Source organism: [Scytonema hofmanni] UTEX 2349 (genome assembly GCF_000582685.1).
Lineage (GTDB): Bacteria > Cyanobacteriota > Cyanobacteriia > Cyanobacteriales > Nostocaceae > Hassallia > Hassallia hofmanni.
In genome coordinates this window covers 2,195,399-2,217,516 of record NZ_KK073768.1, presented here as the reverse complement: position 1 = coordinate 2,217,516, position 22,118 = coordinate 2,195,399, and the positions used below count along the sequence as shown (strand labels likewise).

At 41.5% G+C, this 22,118-nt stretch carries 17 protein-coding genes; 4 read left to right on the top strand and 13 right to left on the bottom strand.

From position 1 onward, the window contains the following. Positions 1–66 precede the first annotated feature (66 nt). The 8 genes from TOL9009_RS0115000 to scyA form a co-directional block, all read right to left on the bottom strand. Positions 67–771: an EboA family metabolite traffic protein gene (locus TOL9009_RS0115000; protein WP_029633527.1), complete on the bottom strand. Its 705-nt coding sequence runs from the start codon at positions 769–771 to the stop codon at positions 67–69. Positions 772–951: 180 nt separating this feature from the next. After that, the gene (gene scyF, locus TOL9009_RS0114995; protein WP_029633526.1) at positions 952–2,148 is read right to left on the bottom strand and encodes a scytonemin biosynthesis PEP-CTERM protein ScyF; all 1,197 of its coding nucleotides are present in this window, start codon (positions 2,146–2,148) and stop codon (positions 952–954) included. 130 nt (positions 2,149–2,278) lie between these two features. Then, positions 2,279–3,640 (bottom strand): ScyD/ScyE family protein, encoded by a 1,362-nt coding sequence (locus TOL9009_RS39215; protein ID WP_038296360.1) that lies wholly within the window; start codon positions 3,638–3,640, stop codon positions 2,279–2,281. Between the two features lie 190 nt (positions 3,641–3,830). Then, positions 3,831–4,955 carry a ScyD/ScyE family protein gene (locus TOL9009_RS0114985; RefSeq protein ID WP_029633525.1) on the bottom strand — a complete coding sequence of 375 codons (1,125 nt, stop codon included), beginning with the start codon at positions 4,953–4,955 and terminating at the stop codon, positions 3,831–3,833. Between the two features lies 1 nt (position 4,956). Continuing rightward, complete coding sequence (locus TOL9009_RS45685; RefSeq protein ID WP_144238243.1) at positions 4,957–5,187, bottom strand: hypothetical protein; 231 nt, start codon at positions 5,185–5,187, stop codon at positions 4,957–4,959. Then, the gene (scyC, locus tag TOL9009_RS0114980) at positions 5,168–6,118 is read right to left on the bottom strand and encodes a scytonemin biosynthesis cyclase/decarboxylase ScyC (protein ID WP_029633524.1); all 951 of its coding nucleotides are present in this window, start codon (positions 6,116–6,118) and stop codon (positions 5,168–5,170) included. Before scyC ends, TOL9009_RS45685 begins: the two co-directional genes overlap by 20 nt. Positions 6,119–6,253: 135 nt before the next feature. Further along, the gene (scyB, locus tag TOL9009_RS0114975; protein ID WP_029633523.1) at positions 6,254–7,318 is read right to left on the bottom strand and encodes a tryptophan dehydrogenase ScyB; all 1,065 of its coding nucleotides are present in this window, start codon (positions 7,316–7,318) and stop codon (positions 6,254–6,256) included. 323 nt (positions 7,319–7,641) lie between these two features. After that, on the bottom strand, positions 7,642–9,435 hold the full coding sequence (gene scyA, locus TOL9009_RS0114970) for a scytonemin biosynthesis protein ScyA (protein ID WP_029633522.1): 1,794 nt from the start codon (positions 9,433–9,435) through the stop codon (positions 7,642–7,644). A gap of 951 nt (positions 9,436–10,386) precedes the next feature. Between scyA and TOL9009_RS0114965 the strand changes: the two genes are divergently transcribed. Together TOL9009_RS0114965 and TOL9009_RS0114960 are read left to right on the top strand one after the other, a co-directional pair. Then, on the top strand, positions 10,387–12,366 hold the full coding sequence (locus tag TOL9009_RS0114965) for a scytonemin biosynthesis sensor histidine kinase (RefSeq protein WP_029633521.1): 1,980 nt from the start codon (positions 10,387–10,389) through the stop codon (positions 12,364–12,366). Between the two features lie 90 nt (positions 12,367–12,456). After that, positions 12,457–13,281, top strand: a complete 825-nt coding sequence (locus tag TOL9009_RS0114960; protein ID WP_029633520.1) for a response regulator transcription factor — start codon at positions 12,457–12,459, stop codon at positions 13,279–13,281. A 124-nt stretch (positions 13,282–13,405) separates the two neighbouring features. Here the strand turns inward: TOL9009_RS0114960 and TOL9009_RS0114955 are convergent, their stop codons facing one another. The 4 genes from TOL9009_RS0114955 to rsmA form a co-directional block, all read right to left on the bottom strand. After that, the gene (locus TOL9009_RS0114955; RefSeq protein ID WP_029633519.1) at positions 13,406–13,720 is read right to left on the bottom strand and encodes a DUF3082 domain-containing protein; all 315 of its coding nucleotides are present in this window, start codon (positions 13,718–13,720) and stop codon (positions 13,406–13,408) included. Between the two features lie 83 nt (positions 13,721–13,803). Beyond that, complete coding sequence (locus tag TOL9009_RS0114950; RefSeq protein WP_029633518.1) at positions 13,804–14,583, bottom strand: DUF4058 family protein; 780 nt, start codon at positions 14,581–14,583, stop codon at positions 13,804–13,806. Positions 14,584–14,597: 14 nt separating this feature from the next. After that, a complete protein-coding gene (gene ispE / locus TOL9009_RS0114945; RefSeq protein WP_029633517.1) occupies positions 14,598–15,542 on the bottom strand; it encodes a 4-(cytidine 5'-diphospho)-2-C-methyl-D-erythritol kinase in 945 nt (314 codons plus the stop codon). A 74-nt stretch (positions 15,543–15,616) separates the two neighbouring features. Continuing rightward, entirely contained in the window at positions 15,617–16,468 is an 852-nt protein-coding gene (rsmA, locus tag TOL9009_RS0114940) for a 16S rRNA (adenine(1518)-N(6)/adenine(1519)-N(6))-dimethyltransferase RsmA (protein WP_029633516.1), read from the bottom strand. Between the two features lie 265 nt (positions 16,469–16,733). Here rsmA and TOL9009_RS0114935 point away from each other — a divergent pair, with 265 nt between their 5' ends. Both TOL9009_RS0114935 and TOL9009_RS0114930 read left to right on the top strand, forming a co-directional pair. Further along, on the top strand, positions 16,734–17,312 hold the full coding sequence (locus TOL9009_RS0114935; RefSeq protein ID WP_029633515.1) for a Uma2 family endonuclease: 579 nt from the start codon (positions 16,734–16,736) through the stop codon (positions 17,310–17,312). A gap of 189 nt (positions 17,313–17,501) precedes the next feature. Beyond that, entirely contained in the window at positions 17,502–18,101 is a 600-nt protein-coding gene (locus tag TOL9009_RS0114930; protein ID WP_029633514.1) for a hypothetical protein, read from the top strand. 166 nt (positions 18,102–18,267) lie between these two features. On the opposite strand, the gene TOL9009_RS39210 is transcribed toward TOL9009_RS0114930, so the two are convergent. Then, a complete protein-coding gene (locus TOL9009_RS39210) occupies positions 18,268–22,068 on the bottom strand; it encodes a two-partner secretion domain-containing protein (RefSeq protein ID WP_038296359.1) in 3,801 nt (1,266 codons plus the stop codon). Between the last annotated feature and the right edge of the window lie 50 nt (positions 22,069–22,118).

Sequence of the window (22,118 nt, the reverse complement as noted above, 5' to 3'; positions counted from 1 at the left end):
GCAATGGGCATTGGTAATAATTCTTTCCCCTTTCCCCTTTCCCCTTTCCCCCTCTTCAAATTCCCCCTACCCCTTAACCAAATCCACCAATTGCCAAATCTCCGGAGAAAGCGATCGCCCAGCAGCTTGACGTTCATTGGCGTAATCAACTAACATTCTTGCTAGTTCTGGATTTGCACGCTGATTAAGTCCCTGAATTAAACTCACAGGACTGCCGACAAAAAAAGCTTTCAGCACCATCTGATTCCAAGCCAGATTGTCAAAATACTTTGCCGGATAAGGATTTGTTAAAGCAACAGCATTAAAAACTGCTGTCATATTGCTGCGAACACCTTCAGCAGCACGGTGACGAAGTTTTTCTGGGTAAGGTAGAAGCGGTAAAGCTTGGTAAAGTGCAATTAACTCTCCCACATCCGCAGTGGTGAAAACTTGCTCCAACGTGTGCAGATATTTTTCTGCATCATCATTAGGCAAAGATAGCAGCAATAAAGTACGAGCAGCTTGATCCACACTCCAATTAGCGGGAACCCAACCTGCTACTATTGCCGAGGCTGCTTTTAAGTCGTCTTGTGTTAACTCAAGGTCACTTTTGCCAGTATAACGAGGCACAGCGCTGAAAGCAGTAAAAAACACTCGCACATTAGCATCGTTGCTTATCTGCTTTCTTTTTTCATTCAGCCAGGTAAGACTTTGTGTATTCAGCCGCTGTGAAAGCCAGCGATCTAATAAATCATTAACACTAATTAAGTTTAAATTAATTACAGCAGACATAATTAATAACACTTTTTGAAATACTTGTCTTTTCTCTCGTTCCCTGTTAGTAACAGGACTTACGCACGTACTACGTATTTCCGTCATTGCGACGCGAGGAAGCAATCTCAAAGTCTTGTTTTTTGGTAACGAGTGCGTAAGTCCTAACTAACAGGGAACCAGGGTATCAGGATAAAGTCGCTAAACTGTAGTCTTTTGCAGTTGCTTCTCTAAACTAATGATTGTCCTTTGCCGCTTATCTTTCTTCAATTTGACAACAGTAGCTCCTATTCCCAACAACCCAAGAGCTAACGCTGTGCTTGGTTCAGGCACTTTTTTGTTTTGACCTTCTACCTTCAGCACTTGAACGCGACCTTGGAAGAAATCACCTACATACAGCTTACCGTCTCTGTAGCTTGTGCCACCTGTCCAGTTAAACCTGCCCGGAGTCAGGTCGAGAGGATTGCCAAACGGAGGTTCACCTAATTGTGGAGGTGGTACAGGATTGCCAGATGCATCAAGAGCAGGTTGTCCATATGCAGTCAGGAACTTACCGTTTTTATCGAATACCTGAACGCGGCTGTTGATAGAATCAGCTACGTAGATATTCTCATTTTCATCCACTTCCAAACCGATTGGTTGAAGAAATTGTCCATCTCCCGTGCCTTGTGTGCCAAATGTAAACAGCGAATTACCATTTGGATCGAGTACTTGAACGCGGTTATTAAACTGGTCACTTACATAAAAATTTCCACTAACTGGGGAAATTCTTAGACCCGCTGGTCCTTGAAACTGCCCAGGTGCAGTACCAGAAGTACCAATGCTACCAAGAAGCTGTCCATCTTTGGTATATTTGTTGATTTTGTCGCCACTAAAATCACCTATATACACATTGCCAGCTTTATCGAATGTCACACCCGATGGTCCAAAGAAAGCTCTACCTTCTATCAAACCGCCAAATGAGCCAAAGGAGTTAATAAAATTGCCTTGTGGATCGTAGACGTTAACGCGGTTGTTGAAAACATCACCTACATAGAGATTCCCAGTCTGCGGATCGAATTCTAAAGCTGACGGCTCGTCGAATTGTCCAGGTCCTCTACCACCTTCACCAACTGCGCCAATATAAGTACCCTGAGGGTTGTATATTTCGACCTTGTTACCGATCGCCGGGTTAAAGCTGCCGTCTGGGTTCAAACCACGACCGTTACTTACGTAAATATTCCCAGTTCCTTCTTGCACAGTTATGCCTTGGGGAACAAAGAGTTGCCCAGGACCAAAGCCAGGACTACCGATATCACCTTCGTATTTCAAGCTTAAGGAGAAAGCTTGAGTAGCTGTTGCTACAACTGCAAATCCTGCGCCAACTAGAGCAAATGATAAATTTTTGACTAATCCCATAGTGAAATCTCTCTTGTTTGAGGTATACTCTTTCCAGGGTTTTTGTTCCCAGATCCAGTCTGGGAAGCTTGGATTTGAGCTGCTGCCTTGAACACAGCAGCCTGTTTTTTGAGCGATCAAAAATGAGGAATTAGAGAATTTCTACTTTAGCTAGCAACTCTTCGCTTGCTTTTTGTTGCCGTTTGCGTTTGCCCATTGCAGCAGTCGCACTTAAAGCCGCAACAGCGAATAGACCAGCACCAGCACTTGGTTCGGGTACTCTTGCGGATCTAGGGTCAATCTTGATAATTTGTCCTGTGCCGGCGAGTCTGGCTCTGTTGGCAATGTATAAGTTACCATCAGCACCAATAGTTATCCCAGAAGCTGCTTCTAATCCATTACCATTCCAGATGGTTGTACGAGTACCATCTTTGGCTATTTTGATTAGAGAACCGCTAATATCACCAGTGATCACACCACCCTGTTGAATTTCCTTCCATTCGGAATTATTAATATGTTGCAATGCATACAAGCTACCATCAGTGTCGTATGCGACGCCTGTCAACTGTGTAAAGCCATCGTAAATGGTTTTGATTGACAAATCATCAGGGTTAACGCTAAAGATGCGTGCTTCTCTCTCTGGATAGGGGAAATAACTGTATTCACTAACTGTTAAACTGCCATCCGGAGCAACAGCTATACCTGTAGGTACTGATTGGTTGGAGACAGGCAGACCATTGACTGCTTGTGTATAACCTGGGGGTAGTTCTGCCCCTCCTGTTGGGTCTACTGTCCCTTCAGGAAGAGTTGGGAATTGGTCTACAGTTAGTTCTAATCTTTTCTGAGGGAACGGGGCTACATTCTTAATACCGCTGCCATCAAGTCCGACTGAGTATATAGTGTTTCCACCGCCATCTACAACGTAAGCGTTATCACCCTTAATTGTGAAGGCATAGGGGTTAGAAATTAAATCAGTGCCATCGGGATTATTTAGGGCTTCATACTGGGCAAAATCGGCAAGAGCTGTCAGCGAACTAGTGCCTAAGTCTACTTTGTATAATTTACCCAGGTCAGGAGCTTTTAATATGGTATCGCGAGAGTTTGGATCGCCGGCAACACCTGTCAATAGATAAGCGTTACCTTTGGAATCAAATTTGAAGTCCGCAGGACCTGCTGCTTGTTCCCCAGAAGGTACTAATGCTATGGATGTAAGAGTTGAAAATATATCTGTTCTTGTACCATCCTGAGCAATTTTGATAACGCTACCGTTAGCACCAGCACATAAAGGAATATATTGAGCGCTAGGTGATGGGATACATCTGCCGTCGTTTCCGTCTCCCCCTCTACCGCTGGTTGTCACATAAAGACTACCATCTGGACCAAATGCCATGTTCCGGGGGTTATCAAGACCGTCAGCAAGTACCGACAGCGATGCGGCTTGTGCTGCTTGGTTTACAGCAACAGTGCCAACGCTAACGGTTAAAAGTGTAAGGGCAAATGACTTGAGTTTCATATTGGAATTGAGAGTTGTTAGTTGTGGAAGGTTTAATAGTTATAAAGACAACGATTCCCAATAACTGGGAAGCACAAATCAAGCATTCCCTGAGACAATCTCTCTAGGTAGACAGGTGTCGGCTTGAAAATGAGTGAGTGCTGTTGCTCAATCCACCAAAGCTTTTTGCTTGCCGAAAGCAGAAGCGGATTCACAGCATAGATGTATTCTCAATTCGGATTACTTGTCCTTGTCCTGGACGACCGCCTCGGTTGATGATATAGAAGGCATTATCTGGACCAATGGTGAAGGCTGCGGGTGATTCTAATCCATTACCACTGAGTAAAGTCGTGCGAGTACCATCGATCGCTATTTTGATCAGAGAGCCTTCTGGTTTTCCTTTCCAACCTGAAGCATTCATATGCTGCAATGCATACAAGTTGCCTTCATTATCGAAAGCTAAGTCAATCAGTTGGGTAAAGCCCTCTGCATAGACTGTTAATCCGTCAGCATCAATACGGTATATTTTTGCTTGACCTTCTGGAAAGGGAAAACCAGTAAATTCGCTGACGTAATAAGCACCGTCAGAACCTTTAACAATATCTGTAGGTACTGATTGAATTGCTATCTCCGATGGTGGCGCATGACGATAAGCACTAGCAGGTGGTACGTGTCCCCGGTCAAAATTTTGCGAGTTAGAACCGGGGAAGATTGGATTAGTTAATATCTGGTTGGGAATTGCAGCAATTACCTTCAGATCGCTGCCATCAATATTTCCACTGAGGACGTTGTTTGTCCCTGCATCAACTAATACAATTTTATCTGCGTCTATGTAAAAAGACAAGGGGTTACTGACAACTTCACATGAACTTGATATAGAACTATTAGTAAGTTCATAATTAGCGATATCGGCAGTAGTACTCCAAGTATTTGTACTTAAGTCGGCAGTGATAATTTTACCTAAATCAGTGTTGCCTAACGAGCGATCGCGTAAAGCTGGATTAGCAGCATAGCCAATCACAACATAAGCCTTACCTTGAGCATCAAATTTGATATCATGAGGACCAGCAGCTCCAGTTCCATCAGCAAATGCGACAGAAGGTAAATCTGTCAGTACATGTTTGACGATACCATTTTCAATTTTGGCGATCGCACCACTTGTTCCATAACATAAATCACCTTGACCGCTAGGTGATGGAACACTTTTCCCATCTCCCCCAATTCCTGATAAAGCAATATAAAGACTACCGTCGGGACTAAAGCTCAGACCTTTGGGATTATCAAGACCATCGGCAATTACTGCAAACGATGTAATAGTATGTTCCTTAAGTTTCATTTTAAGAATTAAAAATTAGGTAGAGACGTTCCGGTGGAACGTCTGTACGAGAGGTGCGGTAGAGACGTTTCGGTGAAACGTCTCTGCGAGAGGTACGGTAGAGACATTCCACTAGAACGTCTGTACAAGAGGTGCGGTAGAGACGTTTCGGTGAAACGTCTCTGCAAGAGTTACGGTAGAGACATTCCACCGGAACGTCTCTGCGAGAGAATTTATTTACCCTGCGGTGCATAGCTCATACCACGGTCAAACGATTGTAGATTGCCAGCTTTGGCTTCTGTCAAACGTTTGATATTCATGTTCTCAGCACCAAAGTCTTCAATTTGAAGTTTGCCCAATGGTAGTTGTTCACCGTGTTTCCAAAATGTGATTCGGTGCAAGATGAAACCAGGAGCTTCCGGATCACCAAAAGCATAAGAAGCCGGTATCAACATACTCGGACAGCGCTGATAAAATCCTTGCTCAGGATAAAAGAATTCATGCTCTGCCAAATACCATTTACTAACAGGTTCTACCCGCAACGAAACTTTTACTTTATGACCATATTCATCGCGATACTCACCAGATGAAGCAGAAATTTCACCATCTGCTCGCACTAAATGTGCCCAGTCATTCATGTTTCTCAAATCTGACAAATATGCAACTCCTACTTCTATAGGAGCATCAACATAAATGGTGTCAGTATCAATAAAATAACGTCCTTTTGTGGCTGATGTCAGACCAGCTTTGCGTTCCAAGTTAGCCTTGAGCGATCGACATTCAGAAGTATGTACAGTATGAATTCCCTGCATAATCATCTGAGTTTGTCGCTTTGGATCGACAAAACTTAACCAGTGAAAATACACACCCTTTTCATCTGTTCCTGGTTCAATGTAATCGCTAGGGAAAAGCAGAACCGGATAGACTTGAAAATATTTCTGATACTCAAGTCCACAATGCCACTCAATACCTTGAAGTTGCGGATGCTGTAATTTTTTAACGTGATAGTAGAGGTCTCTATGATAACCTGAAGCACTTCCGCGCCAAGTATTTTCATCCATTTGCTCTGCCATCCGACTATAAAGCGTCCACTCGTCTAAATTTTTTAGACTGCAAAGGTACTCGTAAGCATTCTCTGGTGAAGTTGCAATATAAGCGGATGTAGCAAAGGTATTTTTTTCCATAATATGTTGTTAGTTGATGGTGGTTAGTTGATGGTAGTTAGTTGATGGTAGTTAGTTGATGGTGGTTAGTTGATGGTGGTTAATCCATAACTCTTGACTGTTGACTCTTGACCGTTGACTGTTGACTCTTGACTATCAACTAAAAATCATTTCCTTCTTATTAATTTTTCTCGCGTTCTTAATTCGTTCTTCTGCCAACTGCTTGGCAGCTTCATTGGTGGTGATTTCTTGCTGTTTCGCACGAGCAAAAATCTCAATGAGTGTGTCGTAGATATTGTGCAATTGCTGAAAGGCTTTTTCTTCGTTGTAGCCGATCATTTCGTTATAAACGTTGATAAGTCCTCCGGCATTGATTACATAATCAGGACAATAAAGAATTCCTTTTTCTGTAATCATTTGACCGTGGATTTCTTCTTGCGCTAGCTGATTATTGGCACAACCGGCAATAATCGCGGCTGACAAACTATGAAGCGTTTGACTGTTAAGAATTCCACCTAATGCACAAGGAGAAAATACATCAACATCCAAAGAGTAAATTTCGTCTGGAGCAACAACAGTTGCACCTAAAGTGCATTTTACTTCTTCTACTTTTTCTTGACTTATATCAGTGACAAAAAGCTCTGCACCGCTTTCGTGTAAAAGTTGGCAAACATTTCTGCCGACGTTGCCCAAACCTTGAACTGCGACTTTCAGCCCTTCTAAATTTTCACTTTGTAAGCGAAATTTAACCGCAGCTTTGATGCCTAAAAATACACCTTGGGCTGTGATGGGAGCTGGTCCACCAGATTTTTCTTCTACACCGACTACATAATTAGTTTCTTGACTAATTGTTCTGACATTTTCTGGGGTAAGATTCACATCTTGCCCAGTAATAAAACGTCCTTGTAATCTGTCTACAAAACGTCCGTAAGCTCTAAATAATTCTTCAGTTTTATGTGCGGGGTCAGCAATAATAACTGCTTTGCCTCCACCAACGGGAATGTTAGCACAAGCTGCTTTATATGTCATACCCCGACTTAAACGAAGGGCATCTTTTAAAGCAGCTTCTTCGTTGACATAAGGCAACATTCGTGTTGCCCCCATTGCGGGTCCTAAGCTAGTGTCATGGATGGCAATTATTGCTTTGATATGTGGGTCTTTACCATGACAAAATAACACTTGTTCATGACCCATTTCTTCTACTGTGTCAAAAAGGTTCACCCTACACTCCACTTTTGAATTTGAGATTTTTAATTTGGGGTTAAAGTTAGTAATTGTCAATAACTCGCAATTAACAACGAAGATGATTCGTAGTGAGCAGTTTACCGCTCAAATCAAAGATTTTAAGATTTTAAGCACTGAAGTGCTTACTACGTTAAGGAGCTTTTATTTAACTACTAACTACTAATACCAATTTTGTATGAGGCTGCACAGAATCATGAAATCCATTAATTCATCCGCGTTTATCTGCGTTTATCTGCGGTCAATAATTCTTTAAATCTGATTCTATGCAGCTTCATCTTAATTTGGTATAACCACCATCATTAGATATTTGGAAATGAAAGCATTGCGGAATTTTTAGCGGGAGTTGCTTTAACTCCTTGTGCAGCTAAACTATGATTGCGACCTTTAGAAGGTGCCGCTCGATTGGGGTCAATGATGACATCGATGAGGAAGGGAACTTGTGATGCGATCGCTTGTTCTAATGCTGCCTCTACATCAGATTCTTTGACTACTCTGATTGCTTCTGCTCCCATTCCTTTAGCAATCATCGCAAAGTCTGTGGGGGGAATTGATGCATCTGCTCCTGTCAATCCCAACAATTTCATTCCTTGATGGCACATGTTGTAACGTGCATCGTTAAGCACAATCCAAATTGCGGGAATTTGGTATTTGACGGCGGTGCTGATTTCGTTATTCATCAACATTGCCCCATCACCAACAATGGCTACGGCTTTACCATTCCGGGCTTGTGCTGCTCCAACAACTCCGGTGACGGCGTGACCCATTGCCCCGACTCCGGTGCTAACTCGGTAGCGATTTGTTTGAGAAAATCTCAGTAAATGCGTTGACCAGGTAAAGGAGTTACCACACTCTGCCATAACTACGGCATCGCTACCTTCGACGATGACTTTTTGAATGGCTGCCATCAAGACTTCTGGTCGCACTGGAATATCTGCACCCGGTTCAATTTCTTCTCGTTCGGGGTTGGGTAAGGATATTTGCGCGGTATTCTCTGGCATGTGCTTCAACAACGCTTTGACAAAGGCTTTGATATCAGCCTGCACGGGGTAGGTTTTGGCTGATGGGTAAGCCACTCCTGGCACTTCTGGGTCAATGTCTACATGCACAAAACCACCTGGGGGAACCATTGCCGGACTCCAAAACGAGGTCGGTTCACCTAAGCGTGTTCCTAAGACTAAAGTGCGTAAGGCAGTTGCAGATTGCATGTATGTCATGACTGAACCATGACCACCTAAACCTGTGACTCCGACAAACTGCGGATGTTCTTCCGGAAAGATGCCTTTACCGCGAGGTGAACACATGACTGCTGCACCTGTTTTTTCTGCAAGCTGGAGAATTTCTTCGGCTGCATTCCTAGCACCGAATCCAACCCAGATGGCAAAGGGTTCTTGGGATAGTAATTCAACACATTTGGCGATCGCTTCTTCTGATGGCGCCACCGATAAACAACCAACTCCTAAATCGGGCAGGGTTGTTTCATCAACTGTGGTTGTCTGTACACCTGTGGGAATGCTTAAATGAGCGACAAATCCCCCCGGTTGCGCTAACCCCAGGGCAATTCTTCTAAAAATCTGCGGAAGTTGAGCAGCAGATTCGATGGTGACAGCATAGTTGAACAGCGCTCCTGAGGTGAATATGCCGCTACTGGGCAATGTGCTGGTGCTGGTTTCCTGAATTGCCCAGCGTCCACGATGCGCTGCTGAGGTGCAAGCTGATAACAAAATCACTTTTGCACCTTCTCCACGAGCCGCAAATAAGCCTGTGAGAGCATTAGTCATTCCCGGTCCTGCGGTGGTGAAAACTACGCTCGGACTACCAGAAGCAAAGTAAGCTTCGGTGGCAGCAAAGGCGGCTCCGGCTTCATGACGAAAGTTGAGTACTTGCATGGTACTATTCGATAGAGCGCCCCAAAGGCTTGCCATTGCTCCCCCTGCGACACCGTAAGCGCAACCTACTCCCAAATTCTCTAGCATTTCGGCGATCGCATCGGCAACTGTCAGCGATTTGGAGTTTCTTCCTGATTCTAGATAACCGTTTTGTTTGTACGCTATTGGGGTAATTTGTGTCGTAGATGCGGTATAATTTTGAGTCATTGCTTTTACGTAAATCCTAAAAAATTGCTGGCATAAAAATCTCTGTATCTTACTCAACTGCCTTTAAGCTCATTTTTTCAATAATGCAGAAAAGGAAAAACTGAGTTTATCTTGTAACTTTTGACCTGGCTTGGTTGAGAGAGGTAACATTTAAATATTGCAAAAGAATATAGTTAGTACTAAACCTTTCTACATGTGCTTCTGGAAACAAGACTACGGGAGATTAAGAAGTATTTACAATGAATAATCTTTTGATCGCCTTGTCATTTTTTTTGCTGTTTAGCAAGAACTGCAATACTGATTCTGCATAGCTTACAAATCTATTCCTTGCGATAGTTAAATAAAATAGCAATCCCCTTAAATATCTAAAAAAAAGTATTAAATAATACATTTTTTTCAAAGCAAAGTGAACAAAAAATCATTTGTTCTTTGCAGTTCTGTTTTTACCTCAGATGCTTGTGTTGTTGTACAAATCAAGATTTAATACACTGTCTACCTTTTGGTGGATGAAAAGCAATTACGTATATTAAACACTTAAAATCGTCTTTCTTGTGACAGATGACAAGTATGTGGCATGAAACTTATGTTAAGATAAGTTAAGTTTATGAGTTAGGAGTCAAGTTTGCCTGAGACCTTAACTAAATTAACGATATTCTTGGCATTTTGAAGCAAAAAAGATAACGGTCAGCGTTAATAGTAGAAATTGTTTTATTTACTCTTTTTATTATATTAAACTAGCCGTTTATCATCGTTTTTATTTGTTGCTTTATAGTAGAAAATATTGTATTGTAAAGATTGCGTAAAGTTTTATTAAGAAGATGATTTTTCTGATAATTTAAGAAGTGGGATTAAAAAATTAATATTTTTAAGACCTCAAAGAAATTATTAATTCATGCTTACAAGCCCATTTATAACATTGGTGCTGACGGATTAAAAAGGTTTAGTATTTCCATGAATCTTGGCGATTACAAGTTAGTTCCATCCAACTCTCAATTGGCTTCAATGCCTCAAGAGTTGCAATTGGCTGATTTACTGTTAAATCAGGTTGCAGATGCTGCTTTTTCTCTACAAGAAAACTCCGAGTTTCTCTATGTAAACGATGCGTTCTGTCGCATTACTGAGTATTTCCGTGAGGAATTACTGGGGATGAAGTTACAGGATGTCGATGTAGATTTTTTGCCAGAAGTTTGGTCAGAACAATGGCGAACGCTAAAATTACAAGGTTCGCTCTGTTTGAAATCGCGTTACCGTACAAAGAAAGGGCAGATGTTTTTGATGGGGATTACCCTCACTTATATAGAACATCAAGGCAAGGGAATTGCTTGTGCAATAGCTAGCGATCGCAGTCAAGAAATAGTAGAGTTTTCGATGCAACGGTATGCTGATAAATCTTCTTATGCCAACATTGAATTACATCAAGAAGTATCTGCCCAATATCAGCAAAAAGAAGAAGAACTAAAAACATCTGTTAATTTACTACGTTCGACTCTCGAATCTACCGCTAATGGCATACTTGCGGTAAATTTTGAGGGGGAGATTCTTTGCTACAATCAAAAATTCATGGATATGTGGCAACTCCCCAAGTCAGTAACTATATCTAGAAAATGTAAACGAGCTAAAGCTTTTTTTGAAAGCCAAGTTAAAGATCCACAACTTTTCTCTGATTGCGTATGGGAAATGGAAATTCAATGCGATCGCGAAAGATACGATTTACTAGAATTAAAAGATGGGAGAACCTTTGCACACTACTCAGAACCGCAGCGACTTGATGATAAAATTATTGGCAGAGTGTGGAGTATTTGGGACGTTACAGAATTCAAACGCACTGAAGCAGCACTCAAGCTGAACGAATCGAGATTTCGCATTTTAGCAGAAACTACCGATGCTAGTGTTTTCCTAATTCAAAACTCAAAACTTTGCTACGTAAATCAGGCGGCGGAGGTACTCACAGGCTACAATAAAAAAGAATTGCTGAATAACTTTAACCTTAACCGATTAATTAAAAGCAAAAAGCTCAGGCAAGTTAATAAGCTTGATCGTGCGGCTCCCTGTGAATACCAAGAAATCCAGATTGTCACCAAAAGTGGCTTAGAGCGGTGGCTAGCTTGTACTGTGGAAGTGATGGATGGATTACTTGATTTTTCCGGTAAGGCAGTCGAATTCGTCACAGCAATTGATATCACCGATTACAAAAGTGCAGAATCAGAAGTTCGTCAAGCTTTAGAACAAGCAAAAAAACTCAGCGAACTGAGAGAACGCTTTGTATCTATGCTGTGTCATCAATTCCGCACACCGCTGAATATTGTCTCGTTTTCTTCTGATTTACTCAAACGCAATCTTCACCAATGGAATGAAGAGAAAACCCGCTCTTATCTTGATTTAATTCAAAATGCTGTCCATGAAATCAGCCAACTTTTAGATGAGGTTTTGTTGTTTGGGAAAGCAGAAGCTGCAAAGTTAGAATGTAACCCCAGACCAGTTGACTTACAACAGTTTTGCCGTGATATTGCCGCACAGATGCATTTAGCAACTGATAAGCAAACATCAATTAATTTTATTAGCCCTGGTAACTGTTCAACTGCTTATTTAGATCCCAAACTGCTGCATCATATCTTAACTAATTTACTTTCAAATGCAATTAAGTATTCCCCTGAAGGGAGTATAGTTACTTTTGAACTTTGCTGTCAAGATGAAGAAGTAATTTTTCAAGTTAAAGATGCAGGGATTGGGATTCCGGTAGTAGATCGACAACAAATATTTGAAGCATTTTATCGCGGTAGCAATGTCGATAGTATTCCCGGTACTGGTTTGGGTTTATCGGTTGTCAAAACCCTTGTAGAGATACATAAAGGTCGAATTACTGTTGAAAGTGATGTAGGTGCAGGCACTAAATTTACTGTTGTGTTGCCCAATAGAATTGCTGAATCTTGAGTTTTGAATAAAAACTTTTATTTAGCACTAATTAAATACTCGGCATAAAGTTTAGCGTTACTTTTCTACTAAAAATTGTGGTAATTGAAGATGATGCAACAAATAGCAAAAAAAATTCTGGTAATTGAAGATGATGCAACTACCCGCAATATCTTCTTAGATGGTCTGCAAGCTGAAGGTTTTGATACTATAGGCGCCCACAACGGTATTACTGGCATTCAGCAAGCACAAGAACATTCACCGGACTTAATAATTTGTGATATCATGATGCCGGATATGGATGGTTATGCCGTTCTGACTGCGCTACGTCAAGAGCCGATAACAGCGATTATTCCGTTCATTTTTCTCACAGGCATCAATACCCCAGAAGATGTCCGCAAAGGTATGGAATTGGGCGCAGACGATTATCTTACCAAACCGTGTACAGTAGGGCAATTGCTCAGAGCGATCGCTACCCGATTAGAAAAGCAAACTCAGATCCGCTTCTGGTGTGCCATCAATTCTCATAAAATGTCAGCATCATTACCGACACAAAAGACTTCAACCGAAGAACCTCTTGAATTCATTTTTCCATCGATTCCTCAACTCAAAGAAGTTTTTGATTATATCGAAGCTCATTATCAAGAAGGAATTACTTTGTGTGATGTAGCTCAAGCAGTTGGTTATTCCTCCGCTTACTTAACTAATCGAGTTGCCAAAAAGACGGGAGACACCGTAAATACTTGGATTGTGAAGCGTAGAATGGCAGCAGCACGTTATTTACTTCAAAATACTGATCAAAGTATCGAGCGAATTGCTACAAGCCTAGGCTACCAGAATGCATGTCACTTTTCCCGTCAGTTTCGTCAACATAACGAGATACCTCCCCAAAGCTGGCGGAAAAAGCATCAATTTATACTCACATCTTGCACCTAACCCTAGGGATTATAAATCGCGGCTATACAAACTAAGTCCACCTACGTGGACTAATCGAAAATCAAGGTTTTCAACCCCCATAGGTGGATTTTGCCTTTGTAGCCGCGATTTATAATCACCCAGTTTAACTTTTTTGTCTCAACTGCTGTATCAATAATTGTACTCCTAAAGCGAACAAACCAAGAGTTACCATCGCAAATACCCCTGTTCCTAAGGAGAAAACACCTAGAACGAGGGTACGCACTGCGGAGGAAATTCTGATGGTTAATTGGTTTTGTGAATGGATGGGGTTTGTGGCAAAACTGATAGCGATCGCATTTAGTAGGGAGTATACTGCGATCGCTAGTCCTCCAGAAATTATTGACCCAATTAAACAGCGTAATGGAGTCGCTGTATTTTTTTCTGTCTCTGGTTGTTGAATTAAATTTGGGTCACTCATAGGATTTTAGATTGGGAGTTGGGAATTGGGCATTGGGCATTGGGCATTGGGCATTGGGCATTTCTCCCTTGTCCCCCCTTTCCCTAATTCCCTATTCCGCATATAATTGTATCAGCCCATGCTTTATCTTCTGCCTTTAATGGTGGTATTGGCTCTTGATTGTAATCAATAGTTAAATAATATCTCGCACGGGCATATATTCGATTTAATAAAGGTTGCAAATCTAAAATCACTTCCTTATCTCCCGACTGCAAAGGTAAGACGAAAGCAGGAATCTTTTCGCGAATGCTAAAGCCGTATAATTTAGCTTGAGGGCGAATTTCACTTGGACTAACAACAATGCGATAATCTGTTGTTGGCACTTCTCCTAATAAAGACATTTGCCGACCATTTCTGAGTAAATCAATTTCTACTAAATGCGTCAGACTAGCTAAAACTTGTTTTCGCTTTCGTTCATAAGCTTTTCTTCCTTCACCGGCTCTTTTGTTTTTGGGAGAAAGAATTTCAATTGTTGTAACAACAAATCCCGTGTCTATCTCTCGAATTTCTAAGTAACTTTCTGTGACATTTTCTGGCATGGGTATTGTCACCGTTACCCCATCTGTGGTAGAAACTTGTGTAGTTTTAGATGAATGCTCTTTCTGATTTGATTGTTGAGAAAAAATAGTCACATCAGGAATACCTACCTTCTGGGAATCCTCTTCATCACTTAAATAAGTACGTTGCTCAATCGCAACTCGATATTGAGGAGGTATGTTTGGCTCAATCTCGTCCGCTATAATTGCGATTAACCGATGATGTACTTCTGACCAAAATACGGGATTTTCCAGATAAGGATTCATCCCAGGAAATGGAGAATTCATAGGACTATGTTTTGTTAAGATGCTATCTGAATTCCATGTGCGATCGCTTGAGTTACAAACAATTCTAAATCTTCGTTATTCGTCGCTGTTTTCACTTGCTGCTTAACTTGTTCTGCATGTTCTTGAGATTCACACAGCGCAAACACACTTGGTCCAGAACCAGACATCATCGTTCCCAAAACTCCTGCATTTGCAAAAGTTTCTCGCAACTCTAACACTTGCGGATAAGCTGGTAAAACTACCTTTTCTAAATCATTATGCAACTTCTGAGCGATTTCTTTGACATCTTGATGTAAGATTGCTTTTACCATTTCTCCTGAATGTACCGCTGATGCACGAACCGCTAAATTATCGCTATCTCTAATATAAGAATCACCAAACTGAGTGCGATAAGTTTTATAAGCCCAAGGTGTAGAAACTTCTAAGCTTTTGTATTTACCCAATACTATATATATACTATTTAAACTTGGCAAAGGAGAAAGTTGTTCACCTCTACCTGTAGCGATCGCTGTTCCACCGGCAACGCAGAATGGTACATCTGAACCTAAAGTAGCTCCTAGTTCTTCTAATTCTGACTGAGTTAATCCCAACTTCCATAATAAATTAATTCCTACCAAAACCGCTGCTGCATTCGTCGAACCCCCAGCTAAACCAGCAGCTACAGGAATCCGCTTAGTAATAGAAATTTCTACACCACCGTATTTAGCAAAGGTGTTAGGAAATTTTCTCATCATTAATTCAGCAGCCTGGTATGCTATATTACTTTCGTCTGAAGGAACTTGCGGATGGTCGCAGTGGAGACGAATCCTGTCAGTGTTGAGAGAACGCAACTCGATTTCATCTGCCAAATCGATGCTTTGCAGTATCATAGCTAACTCGTGGTAGTGATCGGGGCGATCGCCTATAATTTCCAGATACAAGTTGATTTTAGCAGGAGCAATTAGGGTGTAAGAATGCATTTTGAAAATTAAGAATTAGGAAGAGCGTCTGTTGTAGAGACGCGAAATACGAAGTCTCTACAGAAGTTGAAAATTCAGAGTTTTTCTTGACTATTGACCATTGACTGTTGACTATTGACTTCTAACTGATTTGCCAGTGCTACCCATTGAGACACGCTAACGTCTTCAGCACGGACTTGAGGATTTATTTCTAATTGTTCCAGTAATTGTGTCAGGCTGGTGCGTTCTACAATCGACTGCAAATTATTTCTTAACATTTTGCGCTTTTCCCCAAATCCTAACTTTACCAAAGTTTCCAATCGTCGCGGGTCATTTGCTGGTGGTTCTATTTGGTAGGGAACTAACCGCACGACTGCTGAATCTACTTTTGGGGGTGGGGAAAATGCAGATGCGGGTACTGTACAAATTAACTTACACTCAGCTAAATATTGTACCCGCACGCTTAATGCTCCAAAGGCTTTCGAGCCTGGTTTAGCATATAATCTTTCTCCTACTTCTTTTTGTACTAGTAGTACTATTGAATCAAATGGTTGAGAATTTGGTTTGCTGATAGTACCAAGGAGCTTTTCTATAATTGGTCCAGTGATGTTATAGGGAATATTAGCTACGACTTTATTTGGGTTTTGAAAAGCTTCAAAAGCTGCAAGATGAGATGGTAAATCTAAAGTGAGAAAATCTCCTTGCAAAAGTAAAAAGTTATCACTTTGACCCAATTGTTTGACTAATAATTTGCACAAATCGCGGTCAATTTCCACTGCGAGTAAAGATTTGACATGTGGTAATAAACGACGAGTGAGAATGCCGGTACCAGGTCCAATTTCCAGAACGCGATCGCTTTGGTTACATTCAGCTGCTTCTACTATTGACTGAAGTGCCTTTTCGCTTTTTAGCCAATGCTGGGCAAAGTTCTTGCGCGCTCTTATCATCTATATAGCTCCTAAATTCTATGTTTTAGCTTCTTTTTACTGTTAAATATATTGACTTATATAATATAGTATGATGCTCAAGATAAAATTATAAGACTTGGTGTCAAAATAAGAGCGATCGCTTAATTATCCATAAGATTTACCCAAGTGTCATATTTTTCATGTTCGAGGATATCAAGAGTCACCCATTCAACAGCCCAAAAAATCTTGACTGTTGACTGTTGGCTCTTAACCCTTGACCCTTCCTCTAAAATTCTTTCTTACTATGACAGACATTACTGTAAACTTCAACTCCATCATTAGACTCACAGACGACGACTTTTATCAACTATGTCGGAAAAACCCTGATGTCAAATTTGAACGCAATGCCAAAGGAGAATTACTTATAATGTCACCCACTGGAGGAGAAACAGGAAACTGCAATGTTGAAATCGCGACAGATTTTGTTATTTGGAATCGACAAGCAAAACTTGGAGTCTGCTTTGATTCTTCCACCTGCTTTAAACTACCCAATGGTGCAAATCGTTCCCCCGATGTATCTTGGATACGACAAGATAGATGGGATGCACTTACCCCAGAACAGCAAGAGAAATTTCCGCCAATTGCCCCAGATTTTGTTTTAGAGTTAATGTCACCAACCGATAGATTGCCAGAAACACAATCTAAAATGCAAGAATATATAGATAACCAAGTGAAGCTTGGGTGGTTAATTAACCGCAAAACACGTCAAGTTGAAATTTATCGTCAAGGACACCCACCAGAAATACTCGAATCTCCAAAAACATTATCAGGAGAAGATGTTTTACCAGGTTTTATTTTAGATATGCAAATAATCTGGAAGTAACTTATAGCGTTTCCTAGTCTGCTGAGGTACAAATTTATCTGCGTCCATCTGCGTTTATCTATCTTCCGAAGCGGTTAATCCAATATTCTATACCTCATGAATGTGGGAATCTCTATATACCTTATTGATATTTTTGCGGATTTTATACTAGCCACATTGAAGTTAATAAAATAATACAGCGACAAAATTATGAATAAAAAATATATTATCCCCTTTATTGTTATGGCGATCGCCGCCAGCGTCAGCAGTTGTAGTTCAACCCAAACTTCTCGAAATCTTGACGAAACGGCATCAGCAGCCACAACAACACCAACTAACAGTCTTTCATCCAAAAACCCAAGCATGGCTCAACTGCGAGCTAAATCGTCCCAATACCAGCCTTTTTCTACAGAACCTTTTACTGAAAATACCGCTTTCTCAACCTCTCAACCTACCACTGGCAACACTATTGACATTAACCTATATACAAGTGATAGCGAATGTCAACAATTGATTCCGAACACAGTTTCAGTGCCAGCAGAAGAACCTGCAACGGGTATTGTGAGTAAAATCATAGAAAAACAAGATACAGGCGATTTTGATTTATCTGGTTATCGTATAAGTGTAAAAAATCGTATTGCTACCGTAGATTTCCGAATATCCCCTGAGTCTAAACGGCAGTTAGTTTCTCTTTCCCATTGCGAACAGTTTGCTTTATTTGGTAGCCTCCGCAAAAGCTTGACAAGCAATGCTCAATTAAATATCAAAAAGGTTCGCTTCACCGAAAGAGGTAAGAAAATTATTCTTTAATTGCCAAGCGCGAAACGTCTGTAAGGGAGTTATGACATCGACCGAATTTAAATATGCATTATCCAGAACCCTTGATTAGACCTAGCACTGCTACGTCTCTACTCTATGTCTAATAAACTCTTTCTATGCGCTTTTGCTACAAGTACGTGAGCCAAAAAAATATTCACTATTTAGCACAAGTAGGAGGAGACACAAAATCAGTACCCTCAGAAGCAGAAGAAATAAGCGTTACCTCCCCTTTACCGTTGAATACCCAACCCGTAGCAGGTACAATTTCTATAGCTTTTGGTTTTGCGGGTTTAGCCGGAGATGTCCTGGATTGTTGTGCAGTGATAGCGCTGAGACGAGAATCTGTCCAAACAACGTCACTGCTAAGAAAATCGTCAGGGCTAAGAGGTAAACCACCGCGTCCGGTGACAATAAATTCGCTACCTTTGTTGTCAAAAGCGGCACAGCTAGAGGAAACTAGTATTGGAGTATTTACTATACCTGCGGGCAATTGCAATAATCCTTGATTTGGGTCAACATTAGGTGTGTTGATTTGTATAGTACCTTGTACCCCAAGTTCAGAACTAGCAGTAATGTCACTAAGCTCAGTTAAGCGTGGGCGAGGCTCAATGCCATAAATGCCACTTGCTGTAATATCAACCTTACCACCCTGTCCGCGAAAAGCATTAGCAGAGATGTCACTATTTTCATTAGGGACAGCGACGATGAAGCCATTGGGAGAATTGATGGTGATGTTACCCCCATCTCCACCTTGTTGTGCAGTACCTGCGGTAGTAGAAATTTGACTGGCACCACGCAGCAGCAATAAGTCTCCTACTTCTAGCTTGATATTGCCACCATTACCTGATTGAGATTGTGCAATTAATCCTCCTTGGTTGTTCAAGTTAATTTTTGGAGAGTTAACTATAATATCTCCTGCCCTTCCTGTACTTTCTGATTGAACGAATATACCAGTAACGTTGGAAGATGTAACTGCAATGTCTCCGGGAATTTGTGTATTTGCACCAACAAAAGTGCTGCTTCTAGTAGAACCAGTCCCGGAAATTGTTACAGAGTCAGAGGCATTAATATTAATCGTGCCTGCATTTCCTTGTCCAAGAGTACCCGCAGTTAATATGGCGCCATTACTTAAGGACAGATTTCGCGTAGTAATGTTGATATTGTCTGCATTGCCTATTCCACTTGGAAACACAAGACTGTATGCACCACTTATACGCTGATTACTACCAATGCCATCAAAAGTGACAAAATCAGTGGCATCAATATTTATACTGCCTGCATCTCCTCTACCATTAGTATCTGTAGCTAAACGAGCACCATTTCTGACTGTGAGCGATCGCGTCTTGATATCAATATTGCCCCCTCTACCAGGTTCGGCTGTTGCAACTTCGCTATAAATCCCACCAGCAAATCCACTTCGATTCACCCCTTCTAAAGAAATAGAATCAGTGGCTGTAATCCTGACATTGCCAGAATTTCCAGTTCCTAAGATGCTAGCTGCTAAAAAAGACCCATCAGCAGTATTTAATGACCCCGTAGTAATGTTGATATCACCACTATTACCAATTGCTCCAAAACGCACGTTACTGAAAGCTCCGGCTTCGGTGAGAAAGGAAACAACATCCCGTGCTTTGATTGTGATATTACCACCATTCCCATTACCGAAAGATTCACTACTGATAATAGAACCACTCTTCACCTGAAGCGAGCCTGTGCTAATGTCGATGTTACCCGCACTGCCTCTTATTCCTCCTCCTAACTGGCTGAATATTTCACTGTTGTTAGAAAAGGAGACGGTATCACGGGCATTTATCTTAATATTGCCTGCATTTCCTACTCTGCCATAACTGTTGACAAGCAATTGAGCCTGATTAGCCAGTTGCAGTGAGCCAGTAGAAATACTAATCGTACCACCATTGCCTTGGGCTACAGCAAAGTCCCGTAATCCTACGGTGCTTGTGGCAGTCCCTCTATCAAACAGGACAGATTCACCAGTTTCAATAATCACATTGCCTGCATTTCCTTGACCCACAGTATTTGCTGTGAGAAAAGACCCATCGGTAACTGAAAGCGACCTAGCTCTAATTCGGAGGTCATTCCCATTACCCATCCCCTCTGCTTCCACAGTCGTAAAGGCTCCACCGTCTCTATCAAAAGAGGCAGTATCGCGGGCTTCTATATTTATTCTACCTGCATCTCCCTCACCAGCAGTACTCGCTCTCAAAGTAGCACTATTGGTTACTGAGAGAGAACCTGTGGTTATCCTCGTTTCACCACCATTACCAATGGCTCCTTTTTCTACGCTGCTTGTGGCAGTCCCTCTATCAAACAGGACAGATTCACCAGCTTCAATAATCACATTGCCTGCATTTCCTCGACCCAAAGTATTTGCTGTCAAAAAAGACCCATCGGTAACTGAAAGCGACCTAGCCCTAATTCGGAGGTCATTTCCATTACCCATTCCCTGTCCTTCTACAGTAGTAAAGGCTCTACCAACTCTATTAAAAGAGGCAGTATCGCGGGCTTCTATATTTATTCTACCTGCATCTCCCTTGCCAAGAGTACTCGCACTCAAAATACCACCATTGGTTACTGAGAGAGAACCTGTGGTTATACTCGTTTCACCACCATTACCAATGCCTCCTGGTTCTACTTGGCTGAAGATAAAGCCTTCATTGCTAACCTCAGCAGTATCACGAGCATTAATAATTACATTACCCGAATTCCCTTGACCCAAAGTGCTAGCTCTTAATTGGGAGTTATTTGTAACTAATACAGACCCAGCTTTAATTTGTAAATTACCACCATTGCCCACACCTGTTGCTTCTAAACTAGTGAAGCCAAAGCCTCCATTAATGAAAGTAACTTGCCCTTGAGCATCAATTAGAAGATTCCCTGCATTTCCCTGACCAAAGGAACTAGTTTCAATCCTGGCACCATTACTGACTTTGAGCGACCCAGTTTTGATGATGATGTCGCTTCCCTGACCTACAGCATTAGCTTGTATCGCATTGGAGACAAGACTCCCATCAATTATCGCTTCTGTTGCATTTATTTCTATATTTCCTGCTTGACTTTGGGGTGAACCCAACCCTGGTGCTATCCCAGCTCGTATTTCTGTACCTGCTCCCGAAATATTCAAATTGCGAGCATTGATGGCAATACTACCACCTCCGCCTGCAAGTACGTTGACATTAGCTCGATTACTCAAAGATACGTCTTGCTTGGCTATTCCATCAGGAAAATTCAAACTTAGGTCACTGCCATTAACATTCAGTCCAACAGTACCAGTGTCTGCGACACTGCCCAACTCCACTCGACCGCCTGGAATCTGTAAAATACTATTATCTAAGCTCAAATTCCCGCCTACAAGACCTAAGGTTTTATTAGGTGCGCCTTGTAATCTAGATCCTTGCACCTGGATATTTGCCGGATTCTGTCCAAATTGCAAACCAATGGGAACGCTGATGGTTAGCAAGGGTGTGCTTTGTGGAGCGATCGCACTAAATGTAGTACCATCAGCAAAGTTGAAACTAGTAGCTGTAGTTGCCAAAAATGAGCCACCGACATTCAAACTGGCATTTTGTCCAAAAACAATCCCCGACGGGTTGATTAAAAACAGGTTAGCCGCACCGTTAGCGCGAATCAAACCATCAATATTAGATATTGACCCACCTGTTACCCGATTAATAATGTTTTGAATGTCCGCAGCATTATTGAAGAAAGCAGTAGTACCAGTAGGGACAGAAAATAGCCCAAAGCTGTGAAATAAGTTGCTTCCAGCTTGAGTTCCACCAGTGATGTTAAAAGTGTTACCTATCTTACTGACGTTAGAATTATTCGGTAGAGTGCCATCTGGTGTAATTTGTTGAGCAAGAGCGCAGTTTGGAGAGAAAAGACTTGTACACAAGCCCACAATACCCCAAAACCAGCGCCAACGATTACTTATTCCCGACATTGCACCCTCCCCAAGTATTGCGTATTTATTTGACGACACTATTAATTAAT